Genomic DNA, 15,674 nt, shown 5'->3' with positions numbered 1-15,674 from the left:
CAACAGAGACGCTGGTTTTCTTTTATTGTTGCTTTTTCTGAAAAGTAAATATCCCCCCTAAATTTCACTCCCCTTACTGCCCACCTCATTTTCTATAAGCAACTACACCACCGACTGTACCTACACCTGCAATCTTGATAGGATTAATTGAAAAAATTAATGAAATACTGTAAGTCGTTTCTCATTTGAAAGTTCTACTTTTTTATTAAATTATTAGGAAGATAGATTTAATCTATATTTGATAAACTAATACTAATTATCAATATTTTAGAATATTCAAACATTAAGATATTCGAATCAATTCCCTTGTGATAGATTGGAAATATCACATTAAACTGAAAAATGTGACAATTAAAGGCGGAGGGGGAAACGAGATTTGAAAGAGTTTAAGTTTACGAAGTTCTTAAGTAGTATTTTAGCTTTCTTTATGGTGCTTTCTCTAGTGGTTCCATTGTCGAGTGCGAGTGCTGAAGAATCGAAACCATTCAAGCAGGATAGTCAAAGTGAAAGTACCATTCAACTAAAGGCGGCTATTGCTGAACAGCTAAGTTTGTCTAAAGATGGTCCAACTCTTCACGAAAGCTTGCAAAATGTATCAGGCAATCAAGATGTTGCAGTCATCATTCATTTATCTGAAAAGCCTGTGGCACTAGAGCAAGGAATGAGCCAAGTCAAAGGCCAAAAATTCTCTAATGCCCGAGCAAATGAAGTTCGTTCAAATGTAAAAGCACAACAAGCAAAAGTTAAAAAAGAGCTAGCTACTAAAAAAGTACAGATGACTCAAGGATACACATTTGATACTGTTTTAAACGGTTTTGCGGCAACTGTGAAAGCAAATGATCTCCCGAAATTGCTTACAGTAGAAGGAATTACATTAATCGAACCTGATGCAATTGTTTTCGCATCAGAAGATAATACGATGAAATCATCGGAACTTATTAAGGAAGATCCATTAGAAGCTCAAATGAATACAAGTAATTCTTTCCTTGGCATCGAACAGCTTTGGAAGGAAGGAATTGAAGGACAAGGAATAAAAGTAGCAGTATTAGATACTGGTATTGATGCAGATCACCCTGAGTTTGCTGGGGTTTACAAAGGTGGGAAAAACTTCATTCCATATTCAGCAACTTACACGAAGCCTCGGGCAGATAACGATGCATCGGAAACATTGCCTTCGGAGCGTCCAGTTGGGACACCTGAATTTAATGAAAAGGGAAGCTCGTTCTATACTTCTCACGGTACACATGTTGCTGGAACAATTGCAGCAATCGGAGCTAACGAATTCGGTATTAAAGGAATTGCTCCCAAAGTAGACCTTTATGCTTACCGTGTTCTTGGGGCATACGGAAGTGGAGCTACATCTGGTATTATTAAAGCAATTGAAACTGCTGTAATAGAAAAAATGGACGTTATCAACCTTTCACTTGGCGGGGGGGCTAACTCTGAAACGGATGCTGGTTCATTTGCTATTAATAATGCAATGATGGCTGGAACAATCGGAGTAATTGCAACAGGGAACGAGGGTCCAAATCGCGGAACAATGGGCACGCCTGCAACCGCTCGTTTAGGAATTGCTGTTGGTAACACATCAAATCCTGAAACAATGTATAACGGGGAAGTGAATGTTACAGTTGGAAACTACAACTTAACGAAACAACTTCCATTAATGGGAACGACTTTTGCAAAAAATTTAGCAACACAGCTTCAAGGAGAATTTGACCTAGTTGCTGTTCCTGGAAACGGGGAAGTAAAAGACTTTGAAGGAATTAATGTAAAAGGTAAAGTGGCATTGATTTCTCGTGGCAGTATCGCATTCGTTGATAAAATTGCGAATGCAAAGGCAAATGGAGCAGTCGCAACAATTATTCATAACTTTGCTGGTGGAACGAATGCACCGAACATTTCAGGCACATTCCTTGGTGATTCATTTGATTTTCTACCAACATTTGATATGTCCCAAACGGATGGCGATGCAATTCGCGCGGCATTAGCAGGCGGGACCGGAAAAGTAAGCTTTAGTAAATTTGCTTCCACAAAGACACTGGGGGATGATGTAAACTCTTCAAGTTCACGTGGACCATCTACACCAAATTTTGATATTAAACCAGATGTAAGTGCACCTGGAACAAATATTATGTCAACGATTCCAATGTATAAAAAAGATTTCCCTGATGCAGATTATGGGGAAGCGTATGGTCGTAAAACAGGAACTTCAATGGCAACACCGCATATTGCAGGTATTGCTGCATTAGTTAAACAAGCAAATCCTGATTGGAACGCATTCGATGTAAAAGTGGCGCTTTCTAATACAGCGAAGGTTTTAGATAAAACAAAATACGATGTGTTTTCTCAGGGTGCAGGGCGTGTAAATGCTTATGCAGCAGCTCATCCGGAAATTCTTGCCTATGCACTTGATAGCGCAATTTTAGATGGAACTGGTGCAGTGACAGAAAACTTGAAAGGTACAGTTACTTTCGGTCCACAATCACTTAAAGACCGGGATATTTCTGTAACGAAACAAGTTTTAGTAAAAGATATTAAAGGGAACGGCGGCAATTATAACGTATCAATTGATGTGACAAAAACATTTGGTGATGCAACTGTTACAGTAGATCAGCCGACATTTAATCTAGTTGGTGAGCAAGTTTTAAATATTACATTAACTGCTTCACAAGCTACGGCACCAAAAGGCTCTGAAATACTAGGGTATATTTACATCAGCGGTGGAGATACAGAAATTTCATTGCCATTCGCAGCTGACTTTGGCGGCGCGGCAGTAACTGAAATTAAAGATTTTAAAATTACAGAAACAGACCTATCCTTTAACGGAGATGACGTGAAAGACTCAGCTGTACTTTCATTCACATTAACTGGAGATGTAACAACTAACTATATCGAGCTTTGGGATATTATGAATCCTGAAGGTGGAGAATATGGAGACGGCTACATTGGTTATCTACATGCAGGTACTGCGCTAGCAAAAGGCTCTTACACGCTGAATGTTGGTGGGCAGTACAAACCATGGGGAACAAAACCTGCCACAACGATTCCAGATGGTCTGTATACAATTGACTTCACCGGTCTTGCAGCATCTGGTGTAGTTTCCGATTATGTTGGACCTATTGTCGTGAAAACGACTAAACCAGAAATTACTGGTTCAGTAGCTAAAGGTGTCGCTACAGGACAGGTAACAGATAAGTATATCGACTACAATGAAGAGTTATATTTATACGGTTTAGATTACAATTTAAATGATAAATTAAAAGCTTCCTATGTTTCGACGGTAAATGGCAAAGTACAAGCACCAGTTGCTTTTGAATTAAATCAAGACGGTAGCTTCACATTCCCAGTAACAGCAGAAACTAATGCTGTATCAGTAATAATTAAAGACGCTGCAGGGAATGTTGGTGAAGCAATGATTTATGAAAAAGAAGTGGTAGAACCAGCAATATCACTTTCTGTAAATCCAACTAAGCTAGACCTAACAGCTGGAGAAACTGCACAACTTACGGTAACAGAAACGTCAACGCCTGCAAAAGGTAATGCAACAGAGGAAGACGTAACTTCAAAAGCTACTTATGTTGTTGGAGATGAAAAAGTTGCAACAATAGTAAATGGATTAGTAACTGCAGTAGGTGAGGGGACGACTGCAATTACTATTTCATATGGTAATAATGAAGTTACTATAAATGTTACAGTTAAAGCACCTGTTGTAAAAGAACCAATAGTAACACTAGAAATTGACCAAGCTCAGGTTGAAACTAGAATAGGTAAAGAAGTTACAGTTAAGATTACTGAAGTAACTACTTTTGATGGTAAAACAACAGAAAAAGATGTTACAAAGCTTGTAACCTACGAAGTAGCGAATGATAAAATAGCTACTGTAAAAGCTGGGGCTGTAAAAGGAAAAGGTCAAGGTAATACGACGATTACGGTAACGTATGGTGAGCACACACTAACATTTGATGTATTGGTTGTAAAGCCAGGGAATGATAATGGTAACGGCAATGGCAATGGCAATGGCAACGGTAATGGTAATGGCAACGGCAATGGTAATAAAAATAATAATGAAGTTATCGAGTATGAGTTATAATTAATTTCAGTTCAAGCAAAAAGAGAAATTGCACGGCGCAATTTCTCTTTTTGGTTTTTATTATAAAGCAATCCCTTTAAAAATATTATCACCTACTAAACTAACTGTGACATATTCTTTCTGATTTTCTTGCCATATTTAATACAAATCAGTTCCTCTTTTTCTCTCCCAAATTAACGTCATTTGTTGTAGAAGCTCTTCCCATGTTTGCTTTTTTTCTTTCGTTATTTTGTCAAGGTCAAATTCAAATTCTCCATAATAGGTAGCGTCTGTGTATTGACTGTCTGGCAAAGTAAATTGATCAGAAACTTTGGAAACCTTACCGTCCGATTTTATTAAGTTATCTCTAGTTGGAGAGTTAGCAATTGATTGACTTTCTCCAAAATAATTAAAGATAAGCGTTCCATCTGCTGTTTCTTCAATTTTAAATAAATTTGCTTGGTAAGGAATTGGCTTTGTGTAATAATGCAAAGTTTATTACAGTCGTCGTTAAAATCGCTCCTGAAATAAGCAGCCATTTTTTTCGATTCCATCGTTTATTCAACTGGCTGAATAATGACGGTTTATTCTCAATTGGCAGCAAAAGTGTCCCCTTCATTTTCTCGTATTCATGTTTGTAAATGTTCCACTAACGATTTTGTATCATTACTTATTATTGAGTCAAATATAGCTGTATCCTTGTTCATTTTCGCATTCTTTATTTCTTTTCGAAAATAGCTTAAAACTAATGCTATTTATTTTTTTATCACCTAAAAATGAGATGACATTTTGATAAAACCTATGTCATGCGAATAAGTTGATTGTGGTGAAGATCAGACGCCTCAAGAAAGCGCCTTGAGAAACGAAAACCAATCCCACATTATGGTAAAAATCCAATCTTTTATTATCGAAAAACAACATAAGATAGATAATTTTGTTGTTTTCTAACTTTTTACTACTAAACAAAACGTTAATAGCATTCTATGTATTATTAACAAAGTGTCTAATACTTGTCTAATAGGACAATGTTAAAATGATTTAACTTCTTTTAGCAGGTGTCCAAACACCTGCTAAAAGAGGAACTCGGTCTAAGAACGCCACGTCCTGTGGCAACGACTGAGTGACCAACATCATGTTGTGTTGCTGTCGCTTCGCTTTCGCACAGATAAAAACACGTTGCTGCCGCTACGTTAGCACTACGCTTTCGCACAAAAAACATCATGTTGGCCCAAACCTCCGGCGGATGTCACGGAATCGGAAAGGAGTTTTAAAAGGATGTTAGCCTAAAATCATCGCATCCATGCGATAACGGCTAACTGACCTGCATCGGTAAAAGCGCCACGTCCTGAGGCATTACCGAAATGACCGACATCGTGTCGGCCCTCGGTAAAAGCGCCACTTCCTGTGGCATTACCGAAATGACAAACATCGTGTTGGCCCTCACGCAGGCCTAAGCACAAAGCCGATTCTGGACGCAATTATGCCGAGGCATAATGGATCTCTAGAATATTCTATAAACAAGGAGGCATTTGAATGGCGGTAACAAGTTTAAAGACAACAGAAACTTATATGCGCGACCGGGAAGCTGTTATCGAGCTTACACAAAAGCTAGTACGAATAGAAAGTGTTTATCGAGAAGGTGATCCAAATGGCAATGAACAAGAAGTCGCGAATTTTGTCGCACAATATTTACGTGATATCGGAATAGAAACACATGTAGAGGAAGTTGTGCCAGGCAGGCCGAATGTTATTGGTATTATTGATTCGGGTAAGCCAGGAAAAACATTACTCTTTGAAGGACACACAGATGTCGTTACGGAAGGAAATCGTGAAGCATGGACGTACGATCCATTCGGTGCAGAAATTATTGATGGTCGAATGTATGGCCGAGGCACAAATGATACAAAAGGAAATCTTGCGTGTATGATTACAGCTTGTCAGTCGTTGTTACTGGATCAGGAGGTATTTACAGGCAAGATTATTTTATGTATTCCATGTGATGAAGAAGGATTGATGCTTGGAATTAAACACTTTATCAAAAATGGCTGGGCAGATGATGTGGATGGGGCGATTATCTGTGAGCCAGAGGAAAACAATGTCTGTATCGCACAGCGTGGGGCAATTCGTTTGAAAGTAGATATCTTCGGTAAAATGGCGCACGGTGCAATTTCATGGAGTGGCATTAATCCGAACTGGCGCATGGCACGTTTTATTGTGGAGCTTGAAAAATTAGAAAAAGAAGAGCAAGCACGTTTAGGGCGTGATCCGATGCTTAATTGGCCATCTATTACACCAACGATTTTACGAGCACCTGTAAAAGGAGATGCGCAAATTAATGTCATTCCTGATCATTGTATGACAACGCTTGATATTCGTACAGTACCTGCACAGGATCATGATGAGCTTCTCGGTAAAATCGATGCCATTATTAAACATCTGCAAGCAGCTGATCCAGATTTTAAAGTTGAGCTAACAGTGCTTGATAACCGCCCTGCAACAGCAACAGCGAAGGAGGATCCTGTTGTACAAGCCATTTATGAGGCTGTCGCTGAGGTAACGGAAAAAGAGCCGAAATATAACGGTGTCCCAGGGGCTACGGATGGAACGTTCCTTCATGTGCATGGAGTACCAATCGTTACCGTTGGAGCGGGTGATCGTGATATTCCTCATCAAATTGACGAATATGTCGATATCGAAGAATTAGCAGAAACAACAGCCATTTACCGTTTGGCAGCAATAAAGTTTTTAACAGGTGATACACAATGACTTACACAAAAATCGCAGTCATTCCAGGTGATGGCATTGGAAAGGAAGTTATGGAGGAAGCACTAAAAGTACTGAATTCTCTTCAGGAACATGATTCATCTTTACAAATAGAAACAACAATTTTTCCTTGGAGTTCAGATTATTACCTCAAGCACGGTCGGATGATGCCAGACAATGCATTAGACATATTAAAAGAATACGATGCGATTTTATTCGGGGCTATTGGAGATGCTCGTGTTCCGGATGATGTGACAGTATGGGAATTAATTATGCCGATACGAAAAAGCTTCCAGCAATATGTTAATTTCCGTCCGATTAAATCACTACCTGGCATAGCCTCACCGCTTGCTAACGGAAGGGATATTGATTTTGTGATCTTCCGGGAAAATGCAGAGGGGGAGTATTCCGATAGTGGTGGGCGAATTTATCATAATCAACCGCAGGAAATGACGATTCAAAATACGATTATGACACGAATCGGTATTGAAAAAATTGTCCAAGCCGCCTGTGATTATGCCTATAAAAATGGCAAAACCAAAATTACGAGTGCGACAAAATCGAATGCGATTATCCATTCAATGAAGTTCTGGGATGAGCATGCTAAAAGAATTCTAGCACGAAGCTCGCCAGCACTAGAGTTAGAATCAGTCTATATCGATGCTTTAGTAGCTTATTTCGTAGAGAGACCGCAAGATTTTCAGGTTATAGCTGCCTCTAATTTATTCGGAGATATTTTATCAGATTTAGGGTCAGCTATTGTAGGGGGGCTTGGGTTATCTCCATCAGCTAATTTAAATCCGGAAAAAGAATTCCCATCTATGTTTGAGCCTGTGCATGGATCAGCACCAGATATCGCAGGAAAGGGCATAGCAAACCCAATCGCTCAAATTTGGTCACTTGCTTTGTTACTTGGTCATATCGGGAGGCCGGATATAGAACAGCTAATTGTTCGTGCGATTGAGACGGTGCTTCGAGAAGGTGCTGTGAAAACTGCAGATATTGGTGGACAAGCAACAACAGCACAAATGGGTGATGCGATTTGTCAGGAGATTATTAAAATGAATTTAACGGCAAGGGGTGTATAGCATGGCAGTAGAACAACAGGTCATTATCGTCACAGGTGCCGGGGGCGGTATGGGGAAAGCCATTATTCAGGAGCAACTTGCGCAGGGCAATATAGCTGTAGGACTTGATTTATCAGTAGCTTCTTTAAACGATTTAGCGCAGGATACCTTACAATGCTTTGAAGTCAATGTCTTGCAAGAGGAGCGCGTGAACGAAGTGTTCAAGCAGGTTTTTGACAAGTACGGACGGATTGATGGACTTGTCAATGCACTTGGTATAGCGCAGTCAGCCACACCGCTTGAGCAAGTAACGATGGACGAGTGGAATCGGTTAATGGATGTCAATGTTAAAAGTTTATTTATTACAACAAAAGCAGTCGTTCCATACATGAAAGAGCGGCGCACAGGTTCAATTGTCACAATCGCTTCCATTTCTGCTGTACGTCCACGCCCAGGGTTACAGGCTTATATTGCTTCTAAAGGAGCGGCGGAGAGTTTTACACGTGCTTTGGCTATTGAACTAGCGCCGTTACAAATACGTGTTAATACAATTCACCCAGGTCCAGCCGATACACAGATGCTTGGTCAATTTACGGCACAAGGAGCGGATATCGAGCAAACAAAGCAAAGTGTCTTTGTTCAATCGGTCCCCCTTGGACGTTTAGTGAATCCATCAGACATTGCAGGAGCAGTAAGTTATTTACTGTCTGATACGGCGGGCATGGTTACAGGAACGACCTTACATGTGGACGGCGGTCGCGGACTATAGGAGGAATAATGGTGAAAAAAATTCCGATGTTTATAAATGGTGAGTGGGTTTACGGTGCTATGAAAGAGGCCTTATTAGATGTTATGGACCCCTCTACTGGTGAAGTCATTGCCCAGATTATGAATGCGAGTAAAACGCATGCCGACGAGGCTGTACGTGCTGCGCGTGTAGCGTTTGAAAGTGAAGAGTGGCGGAAAATAAAAGCTTATGAACGGGGACAGCTACTTGTGGAATTTGCGCACTATATACGCAAGCATGCAGAGGAATGGAGTTTATTGGAATGTCGTGATGTTGGAAAGCCGTTAACACAAGCAAGAGCGGATATTGAAGCGGCAGCTCGCTATTTTGAGTTTTATGGGGGTGCTGCTGATAAAGTAATGGGAGACACGATTCCTATTGAAGACGGCATTTTAAATGCGGTAGTGTTAGAGCCTGTTGGAATTACCGTACATATCGTGCCTTGGAATTATCCTATTCAAATCACAGCGAGAAGTGTAGCAGCTGCCATTGCTACCGGCAATGCAGTAATTGTCAAAAGTGCGGAAGATACGCCATTAACTACACACGCTATAACGGAATGGTTTGCGGATAAATTGCCGAGAGGTATTTTTCAGCATATTACAGGCTTAGGTCGTGATGTAGGACCGTATTTAACAGCTCATCCTGATATCAATCATATTACGTTTACAGGCTCTGTTCCAATAGGCATTGCAGTGATGAAATCAGCGGCTGAAAATGTTGTACCTGTAACGTTAGAGCTCGGTGGGAAATCCCCAAATATTGTTTTTGCGGACGCCAACATGGAGCAAGCGCTTGAGGGAGTTGTACGTGCCATTATTCAGAATGCCGGACAAACATGCTCTGCCGGGGCTAGATTACTAATTGAAGAGAGTGCCAAAGAAAAATTCATTGCACAATTAGTGCTTAAATTTCAAGCGTTAAGAGTTGGTCCAGGTGAGGCAGACGTTGATATGGGTCCACTTCTAAATGAACGACAATATACGAAGATTTCAACACTGCTGCAAAAGGCGAAGGAAGATGGTTATGTGATTACTGGTGGTGAGACACTGACGATTGCGGGCTATGAAAAAGGATATTATGTTGAACCAACAATACTTGCAGGGGTAGAAGCTAACGATACACTTGCGCAGGAGGAAATTTTCGGACCGGTGTTGACGGTATTGACGTTTACGAACGTTGAGGAAGCAATTGCCTTGGCAAATAGTACAGACTACGGTTTAGTTGCAGGGGTTTGGTCGAAGGATTTGGATACTGCACATTATGTCGCAAGCCGTGTAAAAGCTGGACAAGTGTTTGTTAATAACTATGGAGCCGCAGGCGGAATTCAAATGCCGTTTGGTGGCTATAAAAAGAGCGGCATTGGTCGAGAAAAAGGTTTTGTCGCGTTGAGAAACTATACGCAAATGAAAAATATCGCAATACGCTATGCACCACCTAATCAAATGTAATAGACGGAGGGATGCATATGGATCAACCAAAAGAAAATCAAGTGCTACTAGAGGTAAATCATTTAAAAATAAAATTCCATTTAAAAAATGGTAAGCAGGCAAAAGTGGTTGATGATGTAAGTTTTACGATCCGTAAGGGAGAAACCGTTGCGCTTGTAGGTGAGTCTGGAAGCGGTAAAAGTATTACATCGTTATCCATTATGCGGTTACTGCCCATACCACCAGGAGAAATTACAGCTGGTATGATTAAATTGAATGGTAAAAATCTCTTAGACTATAAAAATAAAGAGATGAGCACTATAAGAGGCAATGAAATTAGTATGATTTTTCAAGAGCCGATGACGTCATTAGATCCAGTTTTCACAATCGGTAATCAAATGATAGAAGGAATTCGTAGACATCAAAGAATATCAAAAAAAGAGGCATGGGAGAAATCTTTACAGCTGATAAAAGAAGTTGGTATTGCCAATGCAGAAAAGGTTATTGCTGAATATCCGCACCAATTATCAGGTGGAATGCGCCAGCGTGTCATGATCGCCATCGCAATGTCCAATAACCCCCAGCTACTGATCGCGGATGAGCCAACAACGGCACTTGATGTAACCGTACAGGCACAAATTTTAAAGCTTATGATGAAGATGAAGGAAGAACATCATTCGGCTATATTATTTATTACGCATGATATGAGCGTTGTAGCAGAAACGGCAGATCGCGTTATGGTCATGTATGCAGGACAAATCGTAGAAGAAGCACCCGTGCGAGAGCTATTTATGAATCCGAAGCATCCATATACAACTGCTCTATTAAAAACAATGCCTAATCTAGACTCAGATGTTAAAAGATTGCCGTCAATCCCAGGCACTGTTCCCCCAGCTTATGCATTACCAGAGGGCTGTCGCTTTGCACCGCGCTGTCCATTTGCGATGGAACAATGCCATGAGGTGCTACCAGAAGTAATCCATATTCAAGACGAACATAAAGTGCGCTGTCATTTATTTACGGAGAAGGGAGCGCTTGATCATGATGAAGAAAGAAGTTTTGCTTGAAATTAATCATTTAAAAGCCTACTTTCCTGTGAAACGTAAGTCGATGAAGGAAGAGAAAAAAGTCATTAAAGCAGTGGATGATATTTCGCTTGAAATTTTCCGTGGCGAGACGCTTGGGATTGTAGGAGAATCCGGCTCCGGAAAATCGACGTTCGGCCGAACTATTTTAAAACTCGTCGAACCGACCGAAGGAGAAATTTTATATAAAGGACAGCCCATTCAGCAGTTAAAGGGCAGTAAGCTGCAAATCTATCGTAATCAAATGCAAATGATTTTTCAGGATCCTTTTGCATCACTCAACCCTCGTATGCGAATAGGTGCCATTATCGAAGAGCCGATGAAGCTGCAATTAACATTAACGAAAGAGCAACGCAAAGAACGTGTAAAAGAGCTTTTACAAAAGGTAGGTCTACCGGAAGATGCTATGCAAAAGTTCCCGCATGAATTTTCTGGCGGTCAAAGACAACGAATCGGGATTGCTCGGGCGCTTGCTATTCATCCAGAGTTCATTATTGCGGACGAGCCTGTATCTGCACTAGATGTTTCGGTGCAGTCACAGGTCTTAAACTTAATGATGGATTTACAGGATGAATTTCATTTGACCTATTTATTTATTTCACATGATTTAAGTGTTGTGAAACATATAAGCGATCGAGTGGCTGTGTTGTATTTAGGGAGGGTAGTGGAAATTGGCGCGAAGAAAGAATTATATGCGAATCCTCTGCATCCATATACCCAGGCGTTGCTATCAGCCATTCCAGTTATCAATTTTGATCAACCGAAACAAGAAATACCGTTACAAGGTGAATTGCCAAGCCCTATGAATCCTCCTGTAGGCTGTGTGTTTCATACACGTTGTCCATATGTGATGGAAAGATGTCATCAGGAAAGACCTGTGCTTCAGGAGGAAAATATACATCAACGGGTAGCGTGTTTTTTATATGATAAATAAACCGAAAATTTAGTCTTTTTGAGAGGTGTGTGTAATGTTTGGAAATATTACAGATGTGCCTGGAGTTAGAGTTGGACATGCAGAAAATAGTGAGGGCATTACAGGCTGTACAGCGATTTTAGTGGAAAATGGTGTAGTTTGCGGTGTCGATGTAAGAGGCTCAGCGCCAGGCACTCGAGAGACTGATGCACTGGATCCTATTAATGAAATTGATCATGTTCATGGGATTTGCTTGTCAGGAGGAAGTGCATTCGGATTGGATGCAGCTACAGGAGTCATGCAATTTTTAGAGGAGCAGGGAGTTGGAGTAGAGGTAGGCGTTGCTACGATCCCAATTGTTCCTAGCGCGGTGCTGTTCGATTTATTTATCGGTGATCCCAAGACAAGACCTACTGCTTCAATGGGCTATAAAGCGGCAAAGAGTGCGGTTGTTGGTCCATTTGCAAATGGTAATACAGGAGCTGGTTATGGTGCGACTGTAGGGAAATTGGCAGGTCCTCAATTTTGTATGAAAGGGGGGCTAGGTAGCGCCTCTGTAGCTGGCAAAGAGGGGGTTGTAGTTGGCGCCATCGTAGCTGTCAACGCTGTTGGGGATGTAAAAAATCCTAATACAAGAGAAACGCTAGCGGGTGCAAGGGATCCGAAAACGGGGGAATGGATTGATTGTTGTACTTATTTAGAGGAGTATGTGCAATCGGAAGGACTATCTGGTACGAATACGACCATCGGTGTCATTGCAATGAATGCCAAGCTGACAAAAGCAGAGGCAAAAAAAATAGCCCAGCTTACACAAAATGCTCTCGCACGAACAATTTATCCTGTACACACAATGCTGGATGGAGATACGATTTTCGTGCTTGGCACGGGAGATAAAAGATACCCAGTTGACTATTTGGGCCATTTGGCTACAAGAGTTATGGAGGAAGCGATCATTACTGGCGTTACAGCTGCTGATAAACTAGCTGAAGTAGAAAGCTATAAAAGCATTCAAATAATGAGCACATAGAGAATAGGGGGAAATGACATGAGACTGAAGAACAATTGGTTGATGCTGTTGTTGACATTGATAGTAGTTTTACTAGTTAGTGCCTGTTCAAATGATGACAAAAAAGATGAAAGTTCTAAAGAAAAGTCCGTAGCAGATTTACCTCAAGACATCGTAGTACGTATAAATGATGACCCAGACTTTTTAGATCCACATAAAGCAACAGCATCTATATCGTACCAAATGATACTCAATATTTTTGAAGGACTTATGGCACCAGAAACAGATGGTACTTTAAAAGAGGGGTTAGCCGAAAGCTATGCAGTATCTGACGATGGTTTAACATATACATTCAAAATTCGTCCGGGTGTGAAATTTCATAATGGAGAGGATTTAACTGTTGAAGATATTCAGTATTCATTTGATCGTTTAATGGGGAAAAACGGTGGCGAAAAGATGTCAAACAGTTTTGATAATGTTGCGTCAACTGAAGCACCAGATGCCAATACATTTGTGATCAAGCTAAAAGAGCCAAACTCTAACTTCTTATATTCATTAACTGCTCGACAATCAGCCATCTTACCAAAAAGCAATGATGGAAAACATAATGAAAACCCAATAGGTACTGGACCATTTGCTTATGTGAAATACTCTCCAGGTTCTAATTTAGAATTGAAGAAAAATGAACACTACTGGAAGGAAGGGTTGCCGTACTTGAATAAAGTGACGTTTACCTTCCAATCAGATGATCAAGCGGCGATTATGAGTTTAATGGCCAATGAAGTCGATTTAACGAGTGTACCTTGGCAGCGCGTAAGTGAAGTAGAAAATAATTATAACTTATCTCATCAAAATAATAACTCATCACTAATCGTTACATTTAATGAAACTAAAGCTCCTTTTGATAATGTAAAGGTCCGTCAAGCAATGAACTACGCTATTAATAAGTCCGATATTATCGATTCAGTATTTGCAGGATATGCTGTACCACTTGGTTCAAATATGAGTCCAGCGATGGGGAACTATCAAAAGAAAGGCTTAGAAAATATGTATAAGCGTGATGTGGAAAAAGCCAAAGCGTTATTAGCAGAAGCAGGCTATCCTAATGGCTTTAAAACAAAAATTACAGTGTCTTCACATAATGATATGTATTCAAATATCGCGCAAATCGTAGCGGCTAATTTAAAGGAAATCGGTATTGATGTGGAAATTGAAGTAGTAGAGTGGGGCATTTGGCTAGACCGAGTTTACTTTGGTCGCGACTATCAAATGACAACGATCGATTTAACAGGTCGTGCCTCTGCTTATGATATTTTAAATGATTACATTTCAACAAATGATAGTGAAAACTTCTTCAAATTTAAAAATAATGAATACGACAAAATTATGGCAGATGTTTTAAAGGAAAGAGATCAGGCAAAACAAATAGACTATTATCATCGTGCACAGGAAATTTTAGCTGAGCAGGCAGCAGCAGTTTACATCGCAGATTATCAGATTGTTTGGGGTTCTAATAAAAAAGTTACTGGATTAAAGAGCTACCCATTCTGGTTCCATGATATGTCTGAGGTTAAGTTTTCTAACTAGAAAGGGATGAGTGCTAGATGATGTATATATTACGTCGATTCATCCTGTTAATAACAACCATCCTTCTAGTGTCGATCATTACATTCGGTGTTTTTCAAATTTTACCTGGTGATCCGGTTCGGACAATGTTAGGCACGGAAGCGGATCCCACACAAATTGAAAATTTGCGATCAGAGCTTGGCTTGAATCGCCCACTTTACGAGCAATATACAGATTGGATGAAGGGATTATTGACAGGAGAGTTAGGAAATTCTATTCGTTTTTCAATGCCAGTAAAAGATTTACTGTTTGACAGACTACCTGTAACGATGTCATTGGCTGGGCTCACCCTTTTAATTGTACTACTCATTTCCTTACCATTGGGTATGTTTGCAGCGAGAAGACAAAATAAGCTCAGTGATGTGTCGTTGTCGACAGTGATGCAAGTTGGCATGGCCATTCCTTCTTTCTGGCTTGGGATGATACTCATTTTGTATATTGGCATGCAGTTCAGCTTCTTTAAAATAAGTGGGTATATTCCGTGGACGCAAAGTGTAACAGGGGCGTTAAGTACACTTGTTCTGCCAGCGTTAACAATTGCGATTCCACAAATTGCGGTCAATTTCCGCTATGTTCGTACGGCTATTTTAGAGCAAGTTCAGCTCGATTATGTGCGTACGGTTCGTAGTAAAGGGATGTCTGAGCAAAATGTTATGTATAAGCATGTTTTAAAAAATTCAATGATTCCAATATTAACGGTATTTGGATTGATCATGGCTGAAGTTGTTGCAGGGACAATTATTGTGGAGCAAGTATTTTCACTACCTGGTGTCGGCCAACTCCTCATCACGGCTATTAGTAATCGTGACTTTCCATTAGTGCAGGGAATCGTTATGTATATTACAGTAGCGGTGGTCATGATTAATTTTATGGTCGATATTTTATATTCTGTGTTAGATCCTAGAATCCGATTACGATGAGAGGT

The 15,674-nt window shown here is 40.3% G+C and carries 12 protein-coding genes; 10 read left to right on the top strand and 2 right to left on the bottom strand.

Annotated elements, in window-relative coordinates:
• The first annotated feature begins 376 nt into the window (after nt 1–376).
• The gene (locus ACYQ73_RS14695; RefSeq protein ID WP_460013171.1) at nt 377–4,093 is read left to right on the top strand and encodes a S8 family serine peptidase; all 3,717 of its coding nucleotides are present in this window, start codon (nt 377–379) and stop codon (nt 4,091–4,093) included.
• Between the two features lie 138 nt (nt 4,094–4,231).
• Here ACYQ73_RS14695 and ACYQ73_RS14690 read toward each other — a convergent pair whose 3' ends face one another.
• Nucleotides 4,232–4,564 (bottom strand): hypothetical protein, encoded by a 333-nt coding sequence (locus tag ACYQ73_RS14690; RefSeq protein ID WP_460013170.1) that lies wholly within the window; start codon nt 4,562–4,564, stop codon nt 4,232–4,234.
• A gap of 797 nt (nt 4,565–5,361) precedes the next feature.
• On the bottom strand, nt 5,362–5,550 hold the full coding sequence (locus ACYQ73_RS14685) for a hypothetical protein (RefSeq protein WP_460013169.1): 189 nt from the start codon (nt 5,548–5,550) through the stop codon (nt 5,362–5,364).
• A 55-nt stretch (nt 5,551–5,605) separates the two neighbouring features.
• On the opposite strand from ACYQ73_RS14685, the gene ACYQ73_RS14680 reads away from it, so the two are divergent.
• The 9 genes from ACYQ73_RS14680 to ACYQ73_RS14640 are packed head-to-tail and all read left to right on the top strand — an operon-like array spanning nt 5,606 to nt 15,669.
• Nucleotides 5,606–6,838, top strand: a complete 1,233-nt coding sequence (locus tag ACYQ73_RS14680) for a M20 family metallopeptidase (RefSeq protein WP_460013168.1) — start codon at nt 5,606–5,608, stop codon at nt 6,836–6,838.
• Nucleotides 6,835–7,923, top strand: a complete 1,089-nt coding sequence (locus tag ACYQ73_RS14675) for a tartrate dehydrogenase (RefSeq protein ID WP_460013167.1) — start codon at nt 6,835–6,837, stop codon at nt 7,921–7,923. Before ACYQ73_RS14680 ends, ACYQ73_RS14675 begins: the two co-directional genes overlap by 4 nt.
• A gap of 1 nt (nt 7,924) precedes the next feature.
• Entirely contained in the window at nt 7,925–8,671 is a 747-nt protein-coding gene (locus ACYQ73_RS14670; RefSeq protein ID WP_460013166.1) for an SDR family NAD(P)-dependent oxidoreductase, read from the top strand.
• An 11-nt stretch (nt 8,672–8,682) separates the two neighbouring features.
• Nucleotides 8,683–10,140 (top strand): aldehyde dehydrogenase family protein, encoded by a 1,458-nt coding sequence (locus tag ACYQ73_RS14665; protein WP_460013165.1) that lies wholly within the window; start codon nt 8,683–8,685, stop codon nt 10,138–10,140.
• A 17-nt stretch (nt 10,141–10,157) separates the two neighbouring features.
• Nucleotides 10,158–11,186, top strand: coding sequence for an ABC transporter ATP-binding protein (locus tag ACYQ73_RS14660; protein ID WP_460013164.1), 1,029 nt, complete (start codon nt 10,158–10,160; stop codon nt 11,184–11,186).
• Nucleotides 11,161–12,138, top strand: a complete 978-nt coding sequence (locus ACYQ73_RS14655) for an ABC transporter ATP-binding protein (RefSeq protein ID WP_460013163.1) — start codon at nt 11,161–11,163, stop codon at nt 12,136–12,138. The genes ACYQ73_RS14660 and ACYQ73_RS14655 overlap by 26 nt, the downstream gene beginning before the upstream one ends.
• Before the next feature lie 34 nt (nt 12,139–12,172).
• On the top strand, nt 12,173–13,144 hold the full coding sequence (locus ACYQ73_RS14650; RefSeq protein WP_460013162.1) for a P1 family peptidase: 972 nt from the start codon (nt 12,173–12,175) through the stop codon (nt 13,142–13,144).
• Between the two features lie 18 nt (nt 13,145–13,162).
• Nucleotides 13,163–14,710 (top strand): ABC transporter substrate-binding protein, encoded by a 1,548-nt coding sequence (locus ACYQ73_RS14645; protein ID WP_460013161.1) that lies wholly within the window; start codon nt 13,163–13,165, stop codon nt 14,708–14,710.
• A gap of 17 nt (nt 14,711–14,727) precedes the next feature.
• The gene (locus ACYQ73_RS14640; protein ID WP_460013160.1) at nt 14,728–15,669 is read left to right on the top strand and encodes an ABC transporter permease; all 942 of its coding nucleotides are present in this window, start codon (nt 14,728–14,730) and stop codon (nt 15,667–15,669) included.
• Nucleotides 15,670–15,674 lie beyond the last annotated feature (5 nt).

It is taken from the genome of Lysinibacillus sp. CTST325 (assembly GCF_054665055.1).
Note: the sequence above shows the minus strand (reverse complement) of the source record. Positions and strands in the feature narration are given on the sequence as shown.